At 63.0% G+C, this 22504-nt stretch carries 17 protein-coding genes; 15 read left to right on the plus strand and 2 right to left on the minus strand.

Going from position 1 to position 22504, the window contains the following annotated elements; translation table 11 throughout:
* Positions 1-31: 31 nt before the first annotated feature.
* The 15 genes from KP003_RS17500 (at position 32) to ybgC (ending at position 18527) form a co-directional block, all read left to right on the plus strand.
* Complete coding sequence (locus KP003_RS17500) at positions 32-1171, plus strand: hybrid sensor histidine kinase/response regulator (protein WP_217300028.1); 1140 nt, start codon at positions 32-34, stop codon at positions 1169-1171.
* Positions 1172-1268: 97 nt separating this feature from the next.
* Complete coding sequence (gene argB / locus KP003_RS17505) at positions 1269-2147, plus strand: acetylglutamate kinase (protein WP_216497503.1); 879 nt, start codon at positions 1269-1271, stop codon at positions 2145-2147.
* A gap of 154 nt (positions 2148-2301) precedes the next feature.
* Positions 2302-3495: an acetylornithine transaminase gene (locus tag KP003_RS17510; protein WP_216789388.1), complete on the plus strand. Its 1194-nt coding sequence runs from the start codon at positions 2302-2304 to the stop codon at positions 3493-3495.
* 144 nt (positions 3496-3639) lie between these two features.
* Positions 3640-4551 carry an ornithine carbamoyltransferase gene (gene argF / locus KP003_RS17515; protein ID WP_216497501.1) on the plus strand — a complete coding sequence of 304 codons (912 nt, stop codon included), beginning with the start codon at positions 3640-3642 and terminating at the stop codon, positions 4549-4551.
* A gap of 54 nt (positions 4552-4605) precedes the next feature.
* Entirely contained in the window at positions 4606-5826 is a 1221-nt protein-coding gene (locus tag KP003_RS17520) for an argininosuccinate synthase (RefSeq protein ID WP_216497500.1), read from the plus strand.
* Positions 5827-5887: 61 nt separating this feature from the next.
* A complete protein-coding gene (locus tag KP003_RS17525; RefSeq protein WP_217300717.1) occupies positions 5888-6346 on the plus strand; it encodes an NUDIX domain-containing protein in 459 nt (152 codons plus the stop codon).
* A gap of 169 nt (positions 6347-6515) precedes the next feature.
* Positions 6516-7655, plus strand: coding sequence for a hypothetical protein (locus KP003_RS17530; protein WP_216789390.1), 1140 nt, complete (start codon positions 6516-6518; stop codon positions 7653-7655).
* Between the two features lie 157 nt (positions 7656-7812).
* A complete protein-coding gene (gene argH / locus KP003_RS17535) occupies positions 7813-9189 on the plus strand; it encodes an argininosuccinate lyase (protein WP_216497498.1) in 1377 nt (458 codons plus the stop codon).
* Positions 9190-9192: 3 nt separating this feature from the next.
* Positions 9193-9963, plus strand: coding sequence for a fibronectin type III domain-containing protein (locus KP003_RS17540; RefSeq protein WP_216789393.1), 771 nt, complete (start codon positions 9193-9195; stop codon positions 9961-9963).
* A gap of 89 nt (positions 9964-10052) precedes the next feature.
* Positions 10053-10340 (plus strand): Asp-tRNA(Asn)/Glu-tRNA(Gln) amidotransferase subunit GatC, encoded by a 288-nt coding sequence (gatC, locus tag KP003_RS17545; RefSeq protein WP_216497496.1) that lies wholly within the window; start codon positions 10053-10055, stop codon positions 10338-10340.
* 64 nt (positions 10341-10404) lie between these two features.
* Positions 10405-11862, plus strand: coding sequence for an Asp-tRNA(Asn)/Glu-tRNA(Gln) amidotransferase subunit GatA (gatA, locus tag KP003_RS17550; RefSeq protein WP_216789395.1), 1458 nt, complete (start codon positions 10405-10407; stop codon positions 11860-11862).
* A 172-nt stretch (positions 11863-12034) separates the two neighbouring features.
* The gene (gatB, locus tag KP003_RS17555; RefSeq protein ID WP_216789397.1) at positions 12035-13474 is read left to right on the plus strand and encodes an Asp-tRNA(Asn)/Glu-tRNA(Gln) amidotransferase subunit GatB; all 1440 of its coding nucleotides are present in this window, start codon (positions 12035-12037) and stop codon (positions 13472-13474) included.
* 126 nt (positions 13475-13600) lie between these two features.
* Positions 13601-14641, plus strand: a complete 1041-nt coding sequence (mtnA, locus tag KP003_RS17560; RefSeq protein WP_216789399.1) for an S-methyl-5-thioribose-1-phosphate isomerase — start codon at positions 13601-13603, stop codon at positions 14639-14641.
* Positions 14638-17853, plus strand: a complete 3216-nt coding sequence (gene glnE / locus KP003_RS17565) for a bifunctional [glutamate--ammonia ligase]-adenylyl-L-tyrosine phosphorylase/[glutamate--ammonia-ligase] adenylyltransferase (protein ID WP_239027569.1) — start codon at positions 14638-14640, stop codon at positions 17851-17853. The genes mtnA and glnE overlap by 4 nt, the downstream gene beginning before the upstream one ends.
* 263 nt (positions 17854-18116) lie before the next feature.
* Entirely contained in the window at positions 18117-18527 is a 411-nt protein-coding gene (gene ybgC / locus KP003_RS17570; RefSeq protein ID WP_216789400.1) for a tol-pal system-associated acyl-CoA thioesterase, read from the plus strand.
* 204 nt (positions 18528-18731) lie between these two features.
* Here ybgC and lspA read toward each other — a convergent pair whose 3' ends face one another.
* Positions 18732-19238 carry a signal peptidase II gene (lspA, locus tag KP003_RS17575; protein WP_217300029.1) on the minus strand — a complete coding sequence of 169 codons (507 nt, stop codon included), beginning with the start codon at positions 19236-19238 and terminating at the stop codon, positions 18732-18734.
* Positions 19239-19387: 149 nt separating this feature from the next.
* On the minus strand, positions 19388-22165 hold the full coding sequence (ileS, locus tag KP003_RS17580; RefSeq protein WP_216497490.1) for an isoleucine--tRNA ligase: 2778 nt from the start codon (positions 22163-22165) through the stop codon (positions 19388-19390).
* Positions 22166-22504: the final 339 nt, after the last annotated feature.

Consider the following 22504-nt stretch of genomic DNA (forward strand, 5'->3'; position numbering starts at 1 on the left):
CAGATAAATCCAGCACAACCGGGACATGCCGATGCTCGAACTGACCGCCCAGCACAGCCAGGAACTCCTGCACGACAGGGAAAAGCAGACCATCCTCATCGTCGACGATGAAGGGGTGATCCGCGACCTGTGCAAGCGGGTGCTCAACGACTACCACATCGTCGAGGCGGGGGACGGGCAGGAGGCGTACGAGATATTCCTGCGCGGCGGCATCGACGTCATTCTCACCGACGTCATGATGCCCCGGATGGACGGCATCGAGCTCCTGAAAAAGCTCAAGGAGCGGGAGCCGACCATGGTGGTCATCATCATGACCGGCTTTGCCGACAAGGACCTGATCCTGAAGGCCTTGAAGGCCGACGCGGACGACTTCATCACCAAGCCGCTCAACCTGCTGCAGCTGAAGAGCGCCATCAGCAAGGCACTGGTGAAAAAGTCCCTCAAGGAGGAGATCGCCAACCTCAGGAACCTGGACCGTTTCAAGACGGTGTTCCTGTCGCTCATCTCCCACAAATTCCGCACCCCCATCACCTCCATCTCGCTGTTCCTGCAGAACCTGGCGGCAGGGGTGATCGACCCGTCCGACGAGGGGGCCAAGGAACACATCAAGCTGATCTACAACGAGGCGTGCTACCTGGGAAACCTGGTCACCGACCTGCTCACCTTCTCCTCGGTCATGGACAGCGGCGTCGGGCTGAACCTGGAACCCTGCACCCTCAACCTGCTGCTCCCCAAGCTCTTGCAGGAAGCCCAGGAAATCGCCGACCGTCCCGGCGTCACCACCCATATCACCCTGGACAACGTCCCGGAGCTTATGCTGGACCGCGACAAGGTGAGCTTCGCCGTGCGCCAGGTGATCGACAACGCCATCAAGTTCTCCAAGGAAACCGGCGTGGTCTGCGTGACGCTGAGAAACCTGGAAGACCAGTGCGAGATCACGGTCCAGGACAACGGGATAGGCATCCCCACCGAGCAGCTCCCCAAGCTGTTCGAGAAGTTCTACCAGGTCGACGAGGAGCACACCGGCCAGGTGCGCGGCTTCGGACTCGGCCTTTTCTACGTGCGCGAGTTCATCCGGATGCACGGCGGTACCGTCAGCATCGACAGCGAGGAAAACGTCGGCACCCGCGTCGTCATCACCCTCCCCAGCAAAACCAGCCAAAGCCCCTGAAAAGCCTGAGGCTTCCCCCTGTTTGAAGTTGATTATTTCCCCCTATCTGCTATATTAACGACTTTCTGTGCACTAATTAACGCTAGAAGAGGCACTCATGCAGCATCTCATAGAGAAGGCGAGCACCCTCATGGAGGCTCTTCCCTATATCAGGCGTTTCTCGGGGAAGACCATCGTCATCAAGTACGGCGGGCACGCCATGGCAGAAGAGAAGCTGAGGAAGTCTTTTGCCCTTGACATCATCCTGCTCAAATACATCGGCATCAACACCGTGGTAGTACACGGCGGCGGCCCCCAGATCAACGAGACACTGAAGCGCTACGGGATAGTGTCGGAGTTCGTCAAGGGGATGCGCGTGACCGACGCGGAAACCATGGGCGTGGTGGAGATGGTTCTGACCGGGCAGGTGAACCGCGAGGTGGTCGGCTACATCAACCAGCACGGCGGCCGGGCGGCGGGCCTTTCCGGCAAGGACGGCAACCTCTTGCTGTGCGAGAAGCTGCTCCAGGAAATCCGACGAGAGGACGGCGGGGTCGAGATGGTCGACATCGGCTTCGTAGGCGACGTCGTCGAAGTGAATCCCGCCATTTTGCAGACATTGGAAAAGGGTGGCTTCATCCCGGTCATCGCGCCGGTGGGTGTGGGCCGCGACGGGCAGAGCTACAACATCAACGCAGACGTGGTGGCCGGCAAGGTCGCCGCGGCACTCGGGGCGGAAAAGCTGATCCTCCTGACCGACGTCTCCGGCGTCAAGAACAAGGAAGGGGAGCTTCTTTCCAGCATTCCGCTGGCTGACGTACCTGAGTTGATCGACAACGGCACCGTCACCGGCGGCATGATCCCGAAAGTGACCTGCTGCACCGACGCGCTCGCCGCGGGAGTCAAGAAGGCCCACATCGTGGACGGCCGGATCGAGCACGCCATCCTTTTGGAGATCTTCACCAACGTAGGCATCGGGACGGAGATACAGGCTTAACGGCTTAACTGCTGTTCTGCGTTCTACGTTCACGGCGCCAAGGCGCCGGCGGTGGAGATACTGTGACATTGATTCAGTGACGGCCGGTTCGGTTCCGTTCGGGTTCTAACGTAGAACCTGGAACGCAGAACATAGAACGGCTTCTGGAGGTTTTATGAATTCATCTGCCTGGATAGACAAGGCTGACAAATACATCATGAAGACGTACGGACGGTACCCGCTGGTGCCGGTTAAGGGCGAGGGATGCTACCTCTGGGACGCGGACGGCAAACGCTACCTCGACTTCCTGGCCGGGGTCGCCGTCAACAACCTCGGTCACTGCCACCCCAAGGTCACGGCGGCGCTCGCCAAGCAGGCGGCCGAGCTGATCCACTGCTCGAACTACTACCACATCCCGACCCAGATCGAGCTGGCTGAGCTTTTGTGCAACCTCTCCTTCGCCAACAAGGCCTTCTTCTGCAACTCGGGCGCCGAGGCGAACGAGGCGGCCATCAAGCTGGCCAGAAAGTACAGCCGTGAGAAGTTCGGGCTCGACCGCTACGAGATCATCACCGCCATATCCTCGTTCCACGGCCGCACCATGGCTACCGTTTCCGCCACCGGCCAGGAGAAGGTGCAGAAGTTCTTCGATCCGCTCCTGCATGGCTTCCGCCACATCCCCTTCAACGACGCCCAGGCGCTCAGGGAGGCCATCGGCCCCGGCACCTGCGCCGTCATGCTGGAGCCGATCCAGGGCGAGGGGGGCGTGGTGGTTCCCGACGCCGCCTATTTCCAGGAAGTGCGCAAGATCTGCGACGAGAACAACCTGATCCTCATCTTCGACGAGGTCCAGGTGGGGATGGGGCGCACCGGCAAGATGTTCGCCCACGAGCACTTCGGCATCACCCCGGACATCATGACGCTCGCCAAGGCGCTGGCCGGCGGGGCCCCGATCGGGACCATGCTCGCCACCGACAAGCTGGCGGAATCCTTCACCCCGGGCACCCACGGCTCCACCTTCGGCGGCAACCCGCTGGTGACCGCCGCCGCGGTGGCCACCGTGCGCGCCATCCAGGAGGAAGGGATCCTGAACCACACCGAGGAGATCGGCGAGTACCTGATGGGCGAACTGGAGGCGCTGGGCAGGAAGTTCCCCGGCCTGATCACCGAGGTGCGCGGCATCGGCCTCATGATCGGCGTGGAGCTCGCCATCCCGGGCGGCGACATCGTCAAGACCGCCCTCTCCCGCGGGCTCCTCTTGAACTGCGCCCAGGAGAAGGTGCTCCGCTTCGTCCCGCCGCTCATCGTCGGGAAGAAGGAGGTGGACGAGATGATCGCCACCTTGACGGAGATTTTGCAGGAACTGTAGGCGTTGTCCCCGCGCCGTCCACCCATCTCCCCCCGGAGGGGGGAGTGATGCTCCCCTCGCCCTCCGGGAGAGGGGGACTAGGGAACAAAGAGTAGCGATGCCGCACGCCGGCACTATCATACCGAGAAGCGAGAACAAGCGAATATGAAAAAAGACTTCCTTGCGCTGAGCCAGTTCACCAAAGCCGAACTGGACGCCATGTTTGCCCTGACCAAGGACCTCAAAGCAAAGACCAAGAGCGGCGTCGAGCACCACCTCCTCAAGGGGAAATCGCTGGCCATGATCTTCGAGAAGTCCTCGACACGCACCAGGATCTCGTTCGAGGTCGGCATGTACCAGCTGGGGGGGCACCCGCTCTTCATCTCCAGCAAGGACTCCCAGATGGGGCGCGGCGAGCCGATCAAGGACACCGCCCGCGTCATGGCCCGCTACTGCGACGGCGTCATGATCCGCACCTTCGCCCAGGCGACCGTCGAGGAGTTCGCGAAATACGCCTCCATCCCCGTCATCAACGGCCTGACCGACCTGCACCACCCCTGCCAGATCATGGCCGACGTGTTCACCGTGATCGAGCACAAGGGGAGCTACGACGGGCTCAAGTTCGCCTGGATCGGCGACGGCAACAACATGGCCAACTCCTGGATCGAGGCGGCCGCCATCTTCGGCTTCGACCTGACGCTGGCCTGCCCCGAAGGGTACGACCCGAACGCCGAGGTGCTCGCGTGGGCGCAGAAGAACGGCTCCTCCAAGATCGTGATCACCCGCGACCCCAAAGAGGCCGCCAAGGACGCCGACGTGCTCAACACCGACGTCTGGGCCAGCATGGGACAGGAAGAGGAGCAGAAGATCCGCGAAAAGGCCTTCGCCGGCTACCAGCTGAACGAGGAACTGCTCGATCTCGCCAAGGGGAACGCCATGGTGCTGCACTGCCTGCCGGCGCACCGCGGCGAGGAGATCAGCGACGAGGTTATCGAAGGTCCCCACTCCGCCGTCTGGGACGAAGCGGAGAACCGCCTGCACGTCCAGAAAGCCATCATGGCCACACTGATGAAATAATCCGACCGGCCGCCCTCAGGGTGGCCAGAGCGATCAACGACCAAAGGAGAACCCATGGCAAAAAAAGAAGTGAAAAAGATCGTCCTCGCCTACTCGGGCGGGCTTGACACCTCCATCATCCTCAAGTGGCTCAAGAACGAGTACGGCTGCGAGGTGGTGACGTTCTCCGCAGACCTGGGCCAGGGCGACGAGCTGGAGCCGGTGCGCGAGAAGGCATTCAAGACGGGCGCCGACAAGGTGTACATCGACGACCTGCGCGAGGAGTTCGTCAGCGACTTCGTGTACCCGATGTTCCGCGCCAACGCGATCTACGAGGGGTCCTACCTCTTGGGCACCTCCATCGCGCGTCCGCTGATCGCCAAGCGCCAGATGGAGATCGCCAAGATCGAGGGGTGCGACGCCGTCTCCCACGGCGCCACCGGCAAGGGGAACGACCAGGTCCGCTTCGAGCTGGCCTACTATCACTTCAACCCGGCCATCACCGTGGTGGCCCCGTGGAGGGAGTGGAAGCTCAACTCCCGCCAGGCGCTGATCAACTACGCCAAGAGAAACGACATCCCGATCCCGATCACCAAGAAGCGCCCCTGGTCTTCCGACCGCAACCTTTTGCACATCTCCTTCGAAGGGGGCATCCTGGAGGACACCTGGCTCGAGCCGCCCGAGAACATGTTCGTGCTCACCAAGGCACCGGAGAAGGCGCCCAACAAGCCGCAGTACATCGAGATCGAGTTCGAAAAGGGTAACGCGGTAGCCGTCGACGGCGTGCGCATGTCCCCGGCACAGCTTCTTGCCCACCTGAACACCATCGGCGGCGAGCACGGCATCGGCCGCGTCGACCTCCTCGAAAACCGTTCGGTCGGCATGAAGTCCCGCGGCGTGTACGAGACCCCGGGCGGCACCATCCTGCGCGAGGCCCACATGGCGGTCGAGCAGATCACCATGGACCGCGAGGTGATGCACCTGAGGGATTCCCTGATCCCGCGCTACGCCGAGATGATCTACAACGGCTACTGGTTCTCCCCGGAGCGCGAGATGATGCAGTGCCTGATCGACGACTCCCAGAAGACCGTGAACGGCGTCGCGCGCCTGAAGCTCTACAAAGGGCACGTGCGCACCGTGGGCAGGAAGTCCGAGTCCGACTCCCTGTTCAACCTCGACTTCGCCACCTTCGAGAAGGACCAGGTCTACAACCAGGCGGACGCCGAGGGCTTCATCAAGCTGAACTCGCTGAGGCTCAGGATCCGCTCCCTGATGCAGGCCAACAAGAACAAGTAGTTCCGACTGCAGTAAAGGAGGGTCATAGGGGCACGAGGCTTTCGTGCCCCTATCCGCTTATATGGAGCAAAACGGTTTCAAGGCCAGCCACATAGTCACCTCGGTGGTCGCCGTCATCATCGACACCGACGGCCGGGTGCTCCTCACCAAGAGGAACATCCCCCCCTTCCAGGGGGAGTGGGTGATGCCCGGCGGCAAGATCGACCTGGGCGAGCCTATCGTGGCGGCGCTCAAGCGCGAGGTCTGGGAAGAGGTGGGCCTCGAGGTGGAAGTGGGGAATCTCATCGACGTGTTCGAGCACGTGACGCCGGGGGAGGACAACTACCACTTCATCATCATCTACTACCGCTGCACGCCGCTTTTCTGCGACGTGAACCACAACCAGGACGAAGTGGCCGAGGCGCGCTGGGTCGAGCCGGACGAGCTGCCCGACTACAAGATCCCCGCCGGCGCCCGCTTCATCCTGACGAAGATCTTTGAAACAGACAAAGATAAAGACAAAGATAAAGATAAAGACTAAGGGGAATTGAAAAACGATCGAGATTGCCGGCTTCTCTATCTTAATCTCAGTCTTAATCTCTCATTGGATCTTTGAAACGGACAAAGATAAAGACTAAGGGGCTTGGAAAACGGTCGAGGTTGCCGGCCTTCTTTATCTTAATCTCAGTCTTAATCTATCATTGGTGTCTATGGTCAAGATCGTCGAGAAACACGTCCAGCTCGATTTCCCTCTGGGTCATCACCTGCACTGCCTCATCGCGCAGATCCCGAACCGGCTGCAGCGCCGCGAACACCTGTTTTCCCTGGTGAACGCGGAGGAGCAGTGGCACATGGTGCGGAGTGTTCTCGACCTGGTGGCCGACGGCGCCGGAAACCTGAAGCGGCTGCACTTCCTGATGTTCCCGGAGACGTCGGTCCCGCTTTCCCGCTTCGACGACCTGCTCGGCATGATCGGGGAGCGCTTCCGCAGCAACACGGTGACCATGTTCGGCATGGAGCAGGTCCGGCTGGAGCAGTACCGGGCGCTCTTGACCCGCTTCCAGGAAGACAACGCCGAGGCGCTGGACTGCGTGGAACGCGACATCGACTCCGGAGACATCCTCGGGATGCCGGTCAACTGGTGCTGCATCGCCATCAAGGAGACCAGCGGCCGCCTACGGGTCTTCCTGGAGGCCAAGACGCACCCCTTCCGCGGCGAGGAGTTCCTGGACAAGGACCACGACCTGTACCGCGGACGCCACTTCTACCTGTTCCGCGGCGAACCGGCCTGCTTCAACTTCATGGCGATCATCTGTCTTGATTACCTGTACCGGGACCTCTACTCGTCCAACATCAAGCAAATCATCGATCACGCCAACCGGCTCTTCTTCACCATGAGGCAGTCGCTGGACGCCCTCTTCGTGATCCAGTGCAACCCCAAGCCGGAGCACGGCGCTTACCGGGACGCACTGAGCGGCTTCTACGGCGAGTACCTGGAGGACACCCCGGGTGTGCGCGAGACGGTGACCGTCTTCGGCAACTGCTCCGACGAGAGCGAAATCGAAGGGGTGCGCTGCCAGAGCTGCTACGGGGTATCGTTCGTGGCCATCAGCGCGCGCCACAAGATGTCCCCCTTCCAGGACCGGGAGTTCGCCAGCGACGACTTCGACGGCGCACCGGTCTGCCGCTTGAGGTTCGGCACCGGCACCAGGCTTTACTACTTCAACCTGCCGCTCTCCCACGAGCTCGACCCGAGAAGCTCTCGGGTCCCCTTGAAGGTGCACACGGTGCTGCGCTGGACCGACGAGGGGTGGATCAAGGCAGGCGACGGCGAGGGGCAGGTTCTTTAAAGCATTCAACGCAAAGCCCCGGAGGAGCAGGGACGCCAAGTAAAAAACTGTACCGGGTAAAAAACCCAACTTTTCTCTTTGCGCCTTCGCGCCCTGGCGTCTTTGCATTAAAGAAGTTGCAGTTCTACAAAAAATCAGCAGCAGGAGACCGAAAAACATGTCCAAAGACAAACTGTGGGGTGGGCGTTTCACCCAGCCCACCGACAAGTTCGTAGAAGAGTTCACCGCCTCCATAAACTTCGACAAGCGCCTGTACCACCAGGACATCCGCGGCTCCATCGCCCACGCTACCATGCTGGGCAAGCAGGGGATCATCCCGGTAAAGGACGTCGAGGAGATCGTGCACGGTCTCAGGGAGATCCTGGATAAGATCGAGGCGGGGAACTTCGACTTCTCGGTCTCCCTGGAAGACATCCACATGAACATCGAGGCGCGCCTCTCCGAGAAGATCGGCGACGCGGGCAAGAGGCTGCATACCGGCCGCTCCCGCAACGACCAGGTGGCGCTGGACATCCGCCTCTACCTCAGGGACGAGCTGGTGGAGATCTCCGCCTACATCGACCTCTTGATCGACGCCCTCATCTACCAGGCGGAGCAGAACCTCGGCGTCATCATGCCGGGCTTCACCCACCTGCAGACCGCGCAGCCGATCCTCTTCTCGCACCACATGATGGCCTACCACGAGATGCTCAAGCGGGACAAGGGGCGCATGGAGGACTGCCTGAAGCGCACCAACGTGATGCCGCTTGGCGCCGGCGCACTGGCCGGGACCACCTTCCCCATCGACCGCGAGCACGTGGCGGAACTGCTCGACTTCCCCGAGGTGACCAGGAACTCCCTCGACTCGGTCTCGGACCGCGACTTCGCCATCGAGTTCTGCGCGGCCTCCTCGATCCTGATGATGCACCTCTCCCGTTTCGCGGAGGAGCTGATCCTTTGGTCCACCAGCGAGTTCAAGTTCGTCGACCTCTCCGACTCCTTCTGCACCGGCTCCTCCATCATGCCGCAGAAGAAGAACCCGGACGTCCCGGAACTGGTGCGCGGCAAGACCGGCCGGGTCTACGGCAACCTGATGTCGCTCCTCACCCTGATGAAGTCGCTGCCGCTGGCCTACAACAAGGACATGCAGGAGGACAAGGAGCCGCTGTTCGACACCATCGACACCGTCAAGGGATCGCTGAAGATCTTCGCGGACATGGTGCGCGAGATGAAGGTGAACGAGGCGCGCATGAAGACCGCCGCGGCCGCCGGGTTCTCCACCGCGACCGACGTGGCCGACTACCTGGTCAGGAAGGGTATCCCGTTCCGCGACGCCCACGAGATCGTCGGCAAGGCGGTGCGTTACTGCATCGAGAACGAGATGGACATCCCGGAGCTCTCTCTGGCCGAGTGGCAGATCTTCTCCGGGCGGATCGAGGACGACATCTTCGGCTCCATCACCCTGGAAGCCTCGGTCAACGCACGCAGGGCCACCGGCGGCACCGCGCTCGAGTGCGTCAAGGCCGAGATCGCACGCGCCAAGGAAGGGCGTTAAGCCGTGGCGACCGCACGCAGGTTCCTCCCCCCCCTGTTCCTGGCCGCCTCGCTCGCGCTTTTGCCGGGCTGCGGCAAGCGGGGCCAGCTCATCCCCCCCGAGGCGCTAGTCCCGGCGCCGATCGCAACGCTGGCCGCTGCCCAGAAGGGGGGCGAGCTCCAGGTGAGCTGGTCCGGCCCGGGCAAGCAGGAAAAGGGGGGCAAGCTGGAAGACCTTGCCGGCTTTTTGCTCTACCGGCGCGACGTGCTTCCTCCGGCGCAGGACTGCGAGGAGTGCCCGAACGCGTACAAACAGCTGGCGCTGGTCGATCTCGACCTTCCCCAAGGGGTGCGCCAGGTGGGGAGCCTCTGGATCTACGACGACTTCGACCTGAAAAAGGGGCAGACCTACCAGTACAAGGTGCGCTCCTTCACCAAAAGCGGCGCACAGAGCAAGGACTCCAACAAGGTGCGGCGCACTGCGGTCACCCCTCCCCTCCCCCCGGTGCTGGAGGCGGCGGGCTCCCCCAACGAGGTGACGCTGAGCTTCGTGGGACTCCCCCCGGAACAGGGAACCGCTGCCGGCTACAACGTGTACCGGGGCAAAAAGGGGGAGCCGATGCCGCTCGCCCCGCTCAACAAGGCGCCGCTGGCCGGCAACACCTACCAGGACAGGGAGGTTATCCTGGGGATCACCTACAGCTACGCCGTGACCAGCGTCGCCGCCATCGACAGCCAAAACGTCGAGAGCGCGCCGTCCAACGTCGTGGAGGCGGGGCTGGTACTCCCGGACTAGCTCCCGTTGCCTTTTTAGACCGTTCATGATAATAACCGGGAACACTTTTAACGTCAGGACGCCCCGTCAGGGGCGCATTTGGAGCAGGTATGAAGATCACGAGAAGTGAGGTGGAGCACGTAGCAAGGCTTGCCCGACTGGAGCTTTCCGACAGCGAGCTGGACACCTTCACCGGACAGATGGACGGCATCCTTGCCTACGTGGAAAAGCTGAACGCACTGGATACCGACGGCATCGTACCGACCTCGCACGCGGTGCCGATGGAAAACGCCTTCCGCCCCGACCAGCCCGCCGACTCGATCGGCGTGGAAGCCGCCCTCGCCAACGCGCCGCAGCGCGCGGAGAGCTTCTTCAGGGTGCCCAAGGTCATTGAATAGTCGGACGTCTGACTGGTCCGACTATTCTGACTGGTCTGACACTACAAGATCGGAGTGTTTTGCAATGGAAATTTTCGACCTTACCATACATGAGCTGCACGAGAAGCTTAAGGCGAAGGAGGTCTCCTCCGTCGAGGCGACCCGCGCCATGCTGGAGCGCATCGAGGCGGTGGACGGCCAGGTGAACGCCTACATCACGGTGACGCCGGAGCAGGCGCTCGTCGAGGCGGAAGCGGCCGACCAGCGCATCGCCGCCGGCGACGTGGCACCCCTTACCGGCATCCCCGTCGGCCTGAAGGACATCTTCATCACCAAGGGGATCCGCACCACCTGCGGCTCCCGCATCCTGGAGAACTTCGTCCCCCCCTACGACGGCACCGCGGTCGCCAAGCTTAAGGAACAGGGCGCGGTCATCGTGGGCAAGCTGAACCAGGACGAGTTCGCCATGGGGAGCTCCAACGAGTCCTCCTACTTCGGCCCGGTGAAGAACCCCTGGAACCTCGAGTGCACCCCGGGGGGCTCCTCCGGCGGTTCGGCCGCCGCCATCGCCGCGCGCACCGCGACGGCGACCCTCGGCACCGACACCGGCGGTTCCATCCGCCAGCCGGCCTCCCACTGCTCCTGCGTCGGGCTCAAGCCCACCTACGGCCGGGTTTCCCGCTACGGCGTGATCGCCTACGCCTCCTCCCTGGACCAGGTCGGGCCGCTCACCCGCGACGTCACCGACGCGGCGCTCCTCCTGGGGGCCGTTGCCGGCTACGACCCCAAGGACTCCACCTCGGTCAACACCCCGGTCCCCGATTACGTCGCCGGCCTCGCAACCGGCGTCAAGGGGTTGAAGATCGGTCTCCCCAAGCAGTACTTCATCGAGGGGCTGGACCCGGACGTGAAACGCGCCATGGACGAGGCCATCGCCCTGTATAAAAGCCTGGGCGCCGAGCTGCGCGAGGTGAGCCTGCCGCATACCGAGTACGCCGTGGCCACCTACTACCTGATCGCCACCGCCGAGGCGAGCTCCAACCTGGCGCGCTACGACGGGGTCCGCTTCGGGCACCGCGCCGAGGATGTCCGGGGCCTCAAGGAGATGTTCGCCAAAACCCGCGCCGAGGGGTTCGGCTCCGAGGTGAAGAGGAGGATCATGCTGGGGACCTACGCCCTCTCCTCCGGCTACTACGACGCCTACTACGTCAAGGCCCAGAAGGTCAGGACCCTGATCATGCAGGACTTCCTGAACGCATTCCAGGAGGTTGACGTGCTGCTCACCCCGATCGCGCCGACGCCTCCCTTCAAGATCGGGGAGAAGCTGGCCGACCCGCTTCAGATGTACCTCTCCGACATCTTCACCATTCCGGTGAACCTGGCCGGAACCTGCGGCATCAGCATCCCCGCCGGGTTCAGCGCCGCCGGTCTTCCCATCGGCCTGCAGCTGATCGGCAAGCCCTTCGGTGAAGCGACCATCCTCTCCACCGCCTACGCGTTCGAGAGGGAGACCCAGTGGCACCTGAAGAAGGCGCCGCTGTAAAACCTAAAACCATTGGCCACGGAGAAAATCTGAGAACTTCGGAGCAAACCGTGACCAAAAGACTTTGAAGGCTTTGGGGTAACCCCGAAAGCTTTGTGTTTGGTTTTCTCAGATTTCCTCAGATTTTCTCCGTGGCTAACGGTTTACAGCCTTTCGGTTTTTTGGAGCTCACATGAAATATCAGGTTGTCATCGGGCTTGAGGTACACACCCAGCTCACCACCAACACCAAGATCTTCTGCGGCTGCTCGACCCGCTTCGGCGCCGAGCCGAACTCCCAGACCTGCCCGGTTTGCCTCGGCTTCCCGGGCGCCCTGCCGGTGCTCAACAAGCAGGTGGTGGAAAACGCCATCCTCGCCGGACTCGCCACCAACTGCTCTATCACGCAGAGAAACGTGTTCGCCCGCAAGAACTACTTCTACCCCGACCTCCCCAAGGGGTACCAGATCAGCCAGTTCGACCTCCCCATCTGCCAGCACGGGCACCTGGACATCGAGGTAGATGGCGAAAGGAAGCGGATCGGCATCACCCGCATCCACATGGAGGAGGACGCCGGCAAGCTGGTGCACGCCGACATCCCCGGGGTTGACGATTCCTGCGTCGACCTGAACCGCGCCTGCACGCCGCTTCTGGAGATCGTCTCCGAGCCGGACATGCGCTCCCCCGACGAGGCGATCGCGTATCTCAAGAAGCTGCACCAGATCGTCATGTACCTGGGCATCTGCGACGGCAACCTGGAGGAAGGGAGCTTCCGTTGCGACGCCAACGTCTCGCTGATGCCGGTCGGCTCGACCGTCTTCGGCACCCGCGCCGAGCTGAAGAACATCAACTCCTTCAAGTTCATCAAGCAGGCCATCGAATACGAGATCGAGCGCCAGGCCGAGATCCTCGACGACGGCGGCAAGGTGATCCAGGAAACCCGCCTCTTCGACCCGAACACCGGCACCACCCGCTCCATGCGCGGCAAGGAAGAGGCGCACGACTACCGCTACTTCCCGGACCCGGACCTGGTTCCGGTCCTGATCCCGGACCAGTGGATCGAGGACGTGCGCGCCACCCTGCCGGAGCTCCCGGAGGCGAAGCGCGCCCGCTACGTCGCCGAGCTGGGCCTTCCCGAGTACGACGCCGAGGTGCTGGTGTCGAGCCGCGAACTGGCCGCCTACTACGAGGAGACCGTCGCCCTCTTCCCGCAGGCGAAGACGGTATCCAACTGGGTCATGGGCGAGGTCTCCCGCGCGCTCAACGAGGACAACAACCGCTCCATAACCGACTGCCCGGTCACCCCGGCGCTTTTGGCCGACCTCCTGAAGCTGATGGAGAAAGGGACCATCTCCGGCAAGATCGCCAAGACCGTCTTCGACGAGATGTACAAGACCGGCAAGGCGCCGGAGAAGATCGTCGAGGAGAAGGGGCTGGTGCAGGTTTCCGATACCGGCGCCATCGAGGCGATGGTTGACGAAGTGCTGAACAACAACCCGGCGCAGGTCGAACAGTACCGGGGCGGCAAGGAAACCGTCTTCGGCTTCTTCGTCGGCCAGGTAATGCGCGCCTCCAAAGGGAAGGCCAACCCCGCCGTGGTGAACGAGCTGCTCCTGAAAAAGCTCAACGGCTAAAGACAAAGGCGTTAAACAGGGATAACGGGGATAAAGGGGATAGACCAAAACATTTGCTTTTATCCCTTTCATCCCTTTTATCCCTGTTTGATGTTTTTGGTTTCAACGTAAACAAAAGAGGTAGACATGTCCTTCAGAACCATAGAGTGGCGCGACAACAAGGTGATCATGATAGACCAGACTCGGCTCCCCGCCGAGGAGGTCTACAACGAGTACACGGACTTCCAGGGGGTCGCGGAGGCGATCCGCGGCATGGTGGTCCGCGGCGCCCCGGCCATCGGCATCGCCGCCGCCATGGGGGTGGCGCTCGGCGCTCGCGAGATCATCGCGGACAGCTTCGACACCTTTTACCGCCAACTCGAGAACGTCTGCGACGTGCTGGGCCGCACCCGCCCCACGGCGGTCAACCTGTTCTGGGGGCTGGAGAGGATGAAACGGGTCGCGCTGCAGCACAAGGAACTCGACCTCAACTCCATCCGCGAGATCCTGAAGGCCGAGGCGATCAGCATCGAGGCGGAAGACCTCGCCATCTGCAAGGAGATCGGCCGCCACGGCGCCGCCCTGGTCAAGGAGGGAGCTGCCATCCTCACCCACTGCAACGCGGGAGGCCTGGCCACAGCCGGCTACGGCACCGCGCTCGGCGTGATCCGCGGCGCCCACGAGGCGGGCAAGAACATCCGCGTCTTTGCCGACGAGACCCGCCCCTGGCTCCAGGGCGCACGCCTCACCGCCTGGGAACTGATGAAGGACTCCATCCCGGTGACCCTCATCTCCGACAACATGGCCGGCTGGCTTATGAAGAGCGGACAGATCGACTTCTGCGTGGTCGGCGCCGACCGCATCGCCGCCAACGGCGACACCGCCAACAAGATCGGCACCTACAGCGTCGCCGTTCTCGCCAAGGAGAACCGGATCCCGTTCTACGTGGCCGCGCCGATATCCACCCTCGACCTGAAGCTCGCCAACGGCGACCTGATCCCCATCGAGGAGCGGAGTTCCGAGGAGGTCACCAAGGTGCAGGGGGTCACCATCGCACCCGAAGGCGTCAAGGTCAGAAACCCCGCCTTCGACGTCACCCCCGCCCGCTACATCACCGGCATCATCACCGAAAAAGGGGTGGTGCGCGGCGACTACGAGACGGAGCTGAAGGCACTGGTCGGGCTATGAGCCGCCTTTCCGACCTGGCCGCGCTGCTTCTGTCCGCGCTTTCGGAGCCGGACAAAGGGGACTTGTCCCACCAGTTGGAACAGGTCGGGTTCAGCTATGGCGCGCGGTCGGTGGAAAACCTGAGGCTCCTCTCCGAGGTGCTGCCCGGTGAGCGCCTGGTCGAACTGGCGCTCTCCGCACTCGCCACCCCGCTCCCCGACATGGCGCTGAACGGCTTCGAACGCATCAGCACCGTGGTGCCGCGCGAGGTCCTGCTGGAGATCTGCTCCCGCCGCGCGCTCACCGCCCAGTTGATGAACATCTGCGGCTCCTCCCCGTTTCTCACCAACATCATCTGCCGTGATCCTTCCTACCTGCAGCACCTCTTCATCGAGCGCGATATCATGCGGCGCCGCAGCGAGGACGAGATGCTGCAGGCCCTGCGCGAGCGCGTCCCGCAGGGAACCTGCTACGCCGACCTCTTCCCCCACCTGCGCCGCTTCAAGTACGCAGAGATGCTTCGCATCGCCGCACGCGACCTGAACGGCCTGGCCACGCTCGAGGAGGTGACCGGCGAACTGTCCTCGCTCGCTGCGGCCACGCTGCAGCTCGCCTACGAGGCCGCCTTCGCCCAACTGGTGCAGGAACACGGCACGCCGATGGAGGACAGCCCTGACGGACGGATCCCGGCGGAATTCACCATCATCGGCATGGGCAAGTTCGGCGGCAGGGAGCTCAACTTCTCCTCCGACATCGACCTGATCTACTTCTACTCCTCCGACAAGGGGGAGTGCGCGGGCATCCCCGACGGCCGGGGCGGGTTCAAGGGCAAGCTCTCGCTGCACACCTTCTTCGTCAAGCTGGCCGAAATGGTGAGCCGCGCGATCTCCCAGGTTACCGAGGACGGTTTCGTGTTCCGGGTCGACATGGGGCTTAGGCCCGACGGCAAGGCGGGGGACCTCGCCAGCTCCATGCGCTCCGCCGAGGTCTACTACGAGGCGTGGGGACAGTCCTGGGAGCGCGCCGCCATGATGAAGGCGCGCCCCGTCGCCGGCTCCATCGAGCTGGGGGAGAGGATCCTCACGGCGCTCACCCCGTTCATCTACCGCCGCTATCTCGATTACAACCTGATCGAGGACATGATGGCGATGAAGAAGAAGATCGACGCCTCCCTGGCCAGGAACCAGGAGGGGGAGGTCAACATCAAGCTCGGGCGGGGCGGCATCAGGGAGATCGAGTTCTTCATCCAGGCGCTGCAGCTGGTCTACGCCGGCAAGAACCCGCACCTGCGCGAGCGCAATTCCCTGAGGGCCCTGCAGACCCTCTACCAGGCGCGCATCATCAAGGAAGCCGACTGCACCGCCCTTTCCGACGCCTACCGCTTCCTGCGCACCGTCGAGCACCGGATCCAGGTGGTCCAGGAGCGGCAGACCCACGCCCTACCCCGAAAGGATGAGGAACTGCGCGCGCTGGCACGGCGCTGCGGCTACCTCAGGAAGGACGGGATGGACAGGTTCCGGGAAACCCTGGAGGGGCACCGGCGCGCCGTCTCCGCCATCTACGGGGATTTGTTCCTGTCGCGCGACGAGAAGATCAAGGAGGAGGTGCTCCCCGAGGTACACTTCTTCTTCGATCACAACGCCGACCCGGACCTCATCAAGGACATGCTCGAGGAGCGTCACTTCGAGCACCCCGACGCCGCCTACCAGAACCTCCTGGTGCTGCGCGACGGCCCCGCCAAGGCGAACCTGACCGAACAGGGAAGGCGCACCCTGGAGAAGATCGCCCCCCTGTTCCTGCAGGAGGTGTTCAGTTCCCCCGACCCGGACCTCGCGCTGGCCAACCTGGAGCGGTTCCTCTCCTCGCAGAGAACCCGCTCCTCCATCTACGCCCTCCTGGCCGAGAACCGGGACATCCTGAAGCTCCTCACCTCGATGTTCGGCATGTCCGAGTTCCTCTCCAAGATCTTCATCGGTCACCCTGAACTCTTGGACAGCATGACTACGCGCGGCTATGCCTACCTGCAGAAAGAGCGCGCCTCCATGGCCAAGGAACTGGACAACTTCATCACCCAGGCCGACTGCTTCGAAGAGCAGCTGGACGCGATGCGGAGCTACCGCCACGAGGAGTTCCTGCGCATCGGCATGAACGACATCTACGGCAAGATGAAGCAGCCCGAGGTGGCCCAGCAGTTGACCGATCTGGCCGACGTGACCCTCGCCGCGGCCTGCTGCATAGCGACGGGAGAGCTGGCCCGCTTCGGACGCCCCATGGTGGTCAACGAAGACGGCACCAGGCACGAGGCGGCCTTCGCCATCGTGGCCATGGGGAAACTGGGAGGCTTCGAGCTTAACTACCACTCCGACCTGGACGTCATCTACATCTACGACGGGCAGGGGTTCACCGACGGCGAGAAGAGCATCACCAACCGCGAGTATTTCGCCAAGCTCGGGCAGAAGATCATCCTGGTGCTGACCACCCAGACGCGCGAGGGGTACGCATACAAGATCGACACCAGGCTGCGTCCCTCGGGGAACGCCGGCCCCCTGGTCACCTCGCTGGAATCCTTCCAGAGCTACCACGCCACCGAGGCGCAGATCTGGGAGCGCCAGGCGCTCACCAAGGCGCGGGTCACCTACGGCGACCCCCGTCTGAAGGAAAAGGTGGAACAGGTCATCGAGCAGACGGTGTACGGCTCCAGCGCCGACGACTCGGTGCGCAAGGAGATCCACCGCCTCAGGATGCGCATGGAGAACGAGCTCGCCAAGGAGTCGACCGGGAGCTACAACATCAAGACCGGTCGCGGCGGCATGGTCGACGTCGAGTTCATCATCCAGTTCCTGCAGCTCAGGTACGGCTGCGAGCACCGCGAGATCCGCGGCTCCAACACCCTGGAAGCAATGGACGCCATGCGCATGCTCGGCCACATTTCCGAGCCCGATTTCCAGTCCTTGGCGGAAGGGTACCGCTTCCTGCGCCGCCTGGAGAACCGGCTGAGGATCATCCACGACTACTCGATGAACGACCTGGGGGGGCCGCTCAAGTACCTGAACAAGCTGGCGCGACGGCTCGGCTACGACCCGATGCTGAAGAACCCGGGGCAGGCGCTCATGGCGGATTACGAGCGGGTCACCGAGGCGGTGCGCGAGGTGTACGGCAGGATCCTGGGAGACGAGACGCAGGTGCAGGCGCCTTCCGAATCCGCCAGCGCCGAGCCGGTTGACAACGCGTAGGGGCGAATAATCATTCGCCCAGCCCCGCCCCTCATCTCTGCAGCTGTTGAACGCCGACCACCGACGCGACACCGCCAAGACCGGGCGAATGATTATTCGCCCCTACAGTAAAGACGACGAATTTCCCCTCGCCCTCCGGGAGAGGGGCAGGGGTGAGGGCGTTGGCATCAAGACCTCCCTCACCCGCCCTGCGGCCGCCCTCTCCCGCAGGGCGAGGGCTACATGGACAGATCCCCCGGGGATCTTTTTTTATAGGAGGCTGCATGGAAGTACGGATCTACTACGAGGACACCGACGCGGGGGGGGTGGTGTACCACTCCAACTACATAAGCTACATGGAGAGGGCGAGGACGGAATTCCTCAGGGGGCACGGGCTGTCGGTGCGCGAGATGCACGACCTCGGCATCATCTTCCCGGTGGTCTCCATCGAGGCGAATTTCAGGGCGCCGGCCAGGTTGGACGACCTCCTGGTGGTGCGCACGCAGATTGTCACGCTGAAGAACAGCTCGTTCACCGTGGCGCAGCAGGTGGTCAGGAAGGAAGACGACAAGTTGCTGGTGGAGGCGAAGGTGACGCTGGCGTGCGTGAGCCCGGAGATGAAGGCGCGGCGCCTGCCCAACGAGATCAGGGAGCTGTTCACGCGGCTTTTGGAGGAGAAAGGGGAGGAAGGGTGAAGCATCACTCCCCTGGGAATGAAAATGCGTAGGGGCGAATAACCATTCGCCCCTGTTGGTGCGCCAGCGGGAGGCTTGCGCGCGGCGCAGGTGCCTCGGACCGGCTATGCCGGGCGAATATTTATTCGCCCCTACAGGCCGCCGAGGCCGCACCGATACGGTGGGCCCCTGCGCCCGAGGTGAAAGGAAATCCGGAAAGGACCGTCAGGATGCGTCCGAGGTGGGTGGCGTCTTCTTTTCCCTGCGCTCCTCGAGCAGCATCTCGACGGCCAGGATGAAGACTCCGACACAGATGGCGGAGTCGGCGATGTTGAAGGCGGGCCAGTGGTGCCCTTTCCATTGCACGTCCAGGAAGTCGATGACCTCGCCCAGGCGGACGCGGTCGATCATGTTGCCCAGGGCGCCGGAGAAGATCAGCGACAGGGAGGCGACGTTCCAGGTCTGGTCGTCCCGCACCTTGCTGACCGCCACCAGGATCACGATGATCGCGATGCTCGAAACCAGCAGGAAGAAGGGAAGCCGGTAGCTCGAAGAGGCCAATATCCCGAACGCGGCCCCCTTGTTGCGCAGATAGGTGATGTTGAAGAACCCCTCTATGACGGGATAGGAGCTGTGCAGGGTCATGCTCTTGTCGATGTAGAGCTTGCTCCACTGGTCGAGGACCAGCACCAGCGCCGAGACCGCCGCGAGGATGATGTATTTTGGTTTCATAGGATCCTTTAGAACGTGGTCCAAGGTTCCCTCTCCCTCCGGGAGAGGGCTAGGGTGAGGGTAACGCCACGGGCACACCCCTCACCCGCCCTACGGGCACCCTCTCCCGGCGGGAGAGGGCATGGACATTCCGGTTTGGTGACCGCCTCTTATTTCACCGCCGCAAGGCATTTCGGGCAGATGCCCGCGTGCTCGGCGTCCTTGCCGAGCTCCTCGCTGTAGCACCAGCAGCGCTCGCACTTCTCGCCGGGAGCCGCGCTCACGCCCACCTCCAGCCCTTCGATCCCTTCCGCGACGTAGACCTCGCCGGAGACTTCACCGGCAAGCCCAGCCTTGGAGACGATGAAGATCTCGGCAAGCTGGTCCGCGCATTCCTTCAGGAGCGCCTCGGTGTCGCCGGTAGCCTTGATGGCGACGGCGGCATCCAGGGAATGCCCGATCACCTTCTTGACGCGGGCCAGTTCGAGCGCCTTGGAAACCTCGGAGCGGATCTTGATGATCTTCTCCCAGCGGCCTGCCAGCGCCTCGTCCTTCACCTCGGGGGTGAGCGCCGGGAAGAGCGCCAGGTGCACGCTCGCTTCGCGGGTGCCCGGCATCTCCGCCCAGACTTCCTCCGCGGTGAAGGAGAGTACCGGCGCCACCATGCGCACCAGCGCGTCGAGCACCTTGTACATGACGGTCTGGCCGCTCCTCCTGGCCTGCGAATCCTTTTTCGAGGTATAGACGCGGTCCTTCAGGATGTCGAGGTAGAATGCGCTCATCTCGACGGTGCAGAAGCCGTTCACGGCGTGGTAGAGGATGTGGAACTCGCTGTCGGTGTAGGAGGCGAGCACCTTCTCCTTCAAAAGCTCCAGCTGGTGCATGGCCCAGCGGTCCAGCTCCGGCATCTCCGCGAAGGGGACGCAGTCGGTGTCGGGGTTAAAGTCGTGGATGTTGCCCAGGATGTAGCGGCAGGTGTTCCTGATGCGGCGGTAGCTCTCGGAGAGCCGGGTCAGGATCTCCTGGGAGATGCGCAGGTCGTCGCGGTAGTCCTGCGCCGCGACCCACAGGCGGAGCACGTCGGCGCCGAACTTCTTGATGACGTCCTCGGGTGCCACGACGTTGCCCACGGACTTGCTCATCTTCCTGCCGGCGCCGTCCATGACGAAGCCGTGGGTGAGCACGTTCTTGTAGGGGGCGCGGCCGCGGGTGCCGACGCTGGCCAGAAGCGACGAGTGGAACCAGCCGCGGTGCTGGTCGCTCCCTTCCAGGTACATGTCGGCCGGCGAGCCCAGGTTGTCGCGCAGCTCGAGCACGGCGGCATGCGAGGTGCCGGAGTCGAACCAGACGTCGAGGATGTCGCCTTCCTTCTCGAACTCGTTCTTGCCGCAGGAGGGGCAGGAGGTCCCTTCCGGCAGGAACTTCGCGGCATCCCAGTCGTACCAGATGTCGGAGGTGTGCTCGGCGAAGAGGTCGGCCACCTGGTGCATGATCTTGCCGTCGGCCATGACGTGGCCGCAGCTCTTGCAGTAGAAGGCGGCGATGGGGACGCCCCAGGAGCGCTGGCGGGAAACGCACCAGTCGGGACGGTTCTCGATCATGCCGTAGATGCGCTCGCGACCCCACTTCGGGATCCAGTTCACGTTGTTGATCTCGGAGAGGGCCTTGCCGCGCAGGTCGTTCTTCTCCATGGAGATGAACCATTGCTCGGTGGCGCGGAAGATGACCGGCTTCTTGCAGCGCCAGCAGTGCGGGTAGGAGTGCGAGATCTCCTTGGAACCCAACAGGGCGCCCACCTCGGTCAGCTTCTCGATCACGTTCTTGTTGGCGTCGAAGACGAACTGCCCGCCGAAGAACTCGATGTTCTCGTAGAAGCGGCCGCGGTTGTCGACCGGGTTGTAGATGTCGAGACCTTCCTGCAGCCCCAGCTCGTAGTCCTCCTGACCGTGGCCGGGTGCGGTGTGAACGCAGCCGGTGCCGGCTTCCAGGGTTACGTGCTCGCCCAGGAGGATGACGGAATCCTGGTCGTAGAACGGGTGACGGGCCAGCTTCTTCTCCAGCAGCTTGGAGGGGAACTTGGCCAGCACCTCCCCTTCCGCGCCGATCTCCTTGAGGAAGCTCTCCTTCAGGCCGTCGGCCACGATGACCACGTCGCCGCTGTTCAGCGCAAGCGCCACGTAGTCGAGCTCCGGGTGCAGCGCGATGGCGAGGTTGGCGGGAAGGGTCCACGGGGTGGTGGTCCAGATCACCATGGAGGGCTTCTTGCCGGCAAGCTCGGGCGCCACGCTCCCGGCGTCCTCTTTCAGAGCGAATTTAACGAAGACGGAGGGGGACTTGTGGTCGGCGTACTCGACCTCGGCCTCGGCCAGCGCCGTGCCGCAGGAGGAGCACCAGTGCACCGGCTTCTTCCCCTTGTAGAGGCCGCCGTTCTCGGCGAAGCGGGCCAGTTCGCGGGCGGTGGCCCCCTCGTAGCTCGCGTTCATGGTCAGGTACGGCTCGTCCCAGTCGCCGAAGATCCCGAGGCGCTCGAACTCGGCGCGCTGGATCCCCACGAACTTGGCGGCGTACTCGCGGCAGAGCTTGCGCATCTCCAGCTTGGAGATCTCGTGCTTCTTGGAGCCAAGGTTCTTCTCCACCTGCAGCTCGATGGGGAGACCGTGGCAGTCCCACCCCGGGACGTAGGGGGCGGCAAACCCCTCCATCCTCTTGCTCTTCAGCACGATGTCCTTGAGGATCTTGTTCAGTGCGTGGCCGATATGGATGTGCCCGTTGGCGTAGGGAGGGCCGTCGTGCAGCACGTAACGCGGCTTGCCTTTGCCGGCCTCCTCGATCTTGTTGTGTATGTCAACCTCGGCCCACTGCTTGAGCATCTCGGGCTCGCGCTGGGGAAGATTCCCCTTCATCGGGAATTTGGTGTCGGGGAGATTGAGAGTGTCCTTGTAATCCATGTAAACGGCCTCCGCGCTGTCAGTTCAAGCCTTGAGAGAAACGACTTAAGCTACAAGCAATAGGGGAGAATGTCAAGCGCAAACAGGGATTTCCGACGATCTCAGCGCGATCGGCGCCCGCTTGCCCGCCCCCCCTCCTGAAGCAGGAAGGAACATTCCCGAGGCCGATGGCGTATACGAAGCATAGCGGAGCCCCCTTCCCGCGCTCCCCGTCCGCGCCCGCCGCGCCCGTCCGGCACGAGACGGACGCCGGCGCCGGGCTCGGGTCCTTCCAGGAAACGGTTCGACCCGATCAAGACGCCCCCCCTGACTTCGTGCTGCCAAAAGGGCTACCCGCGG

Source organism: Geomonas diazotrophica, assembly GCF_019063885.1.
GTDB classification, from domain to species: Bacteria; Desulfobacterota; Desulfuromonadia; order Geobacterales; family Geobacteraceae; genus Geomonas; species Geomonas diazotrophica.

Coding starts and splice junctions, on each gene's coding strand:
- KP003_RS17500 (WP_217300028.1), top strand. CDS start 32: ATGCTCGAACTGACCGCCCAGCACAGCCAGGAACTCCTGCACGACAGG.
- argB (WP_216497503.1), top strand. CDS start 1,269: ATGCAGCATCTCATAGAGAAGGCGAGCACCCTCATGGAGGCTCTTCCC.
- KP003_RS17510 (WP_216789388.1), top strand. CDS start 2,302: ATGAATTCATCTGCCTGGATAGACAAGGCTGACAAATACATCATGAAG.
- argF (WP_216497501.1), top strand. CDS start 3,640: ATGAAAAAAGACTTCCTTGCGCTGAGCCAGTTCACCAAAGCCGAACTG.
- KP003_RS17520 (WP_216497500.1), top strand. CDS start 4,606: ATGGCAAAAAAAGAAGTGAAAAAGATCGTCCTCGCCTACTCGGGCGGG.
- KP003_RS17525 (WP_217300717.1), top strand. CDS start 5,888: ATGGAGCAAAACGGTTTCAAGGCCAGCCACATAGTCACCTCGGTGGTC.
- KP003_RS17530 (WP_216789390.1), top strand. CDS start 6,516: ATGGTCAAGATCGTCGAGAAACACGTCCAGCTCGATTTCCCTCTGGGT.
- argH (WP_216497498.1), top strand. CDS start 7,813: ATGTCCAAAGACAAACTGTGGGGTGGGCGTTTCACCCAGCCCACCGAC.
- gatC (WP_216497496.1), top strand. CDS start 10,053: ATGAAGATCACGAGAAGTGAGGTGGAGCACGTAGCAAGGCTTGCCCGA.
- gatA (WP_216789395.1), top strand. CDS start 10,405: ATGGAAATTTTCGACCTTACCATACATGAGCTGCACGAGAAGCTTAAG.
- gatB (WP_216789397.1), top strand. CDS start 12,035: ATGAAATATCAGGTTGTCATCGGGCTTGAGGTACACACCCAGCTCACC.
- mtnA (WP_216789399.1), top strand. CDS start 13,601: ATGTCCTTCAGAACCATAGAGTGGCGCGACAACAAGGTGATCATGATA.
- glnE (WP_239027569.1), top strand. CDS start 14,638: ATGAGCCGCCTTTCCGACCTGGCCGCGCTGCTTCTGTCCGCGCTTTCG.
- ybgC (WP_216789400.1), top strand. CDS start 18,117: ATGGAAGTACGGATCTACTACGAGGACACCGACGCGGGGGGGGTGGTG.
- lspA (WP_217300029.1), bottom strand. CDS start 19,238: ATGAAACCAAAATACATCATCCTCGCGGCGGTCTCGGCGCTGGTGCTG.
- ileS (WP_216497490.1), bottom strand. CDS start 22,165: ATGGATTACAAGGACACTCTCAATCTCCCCGACACCAAATTCCCGATG.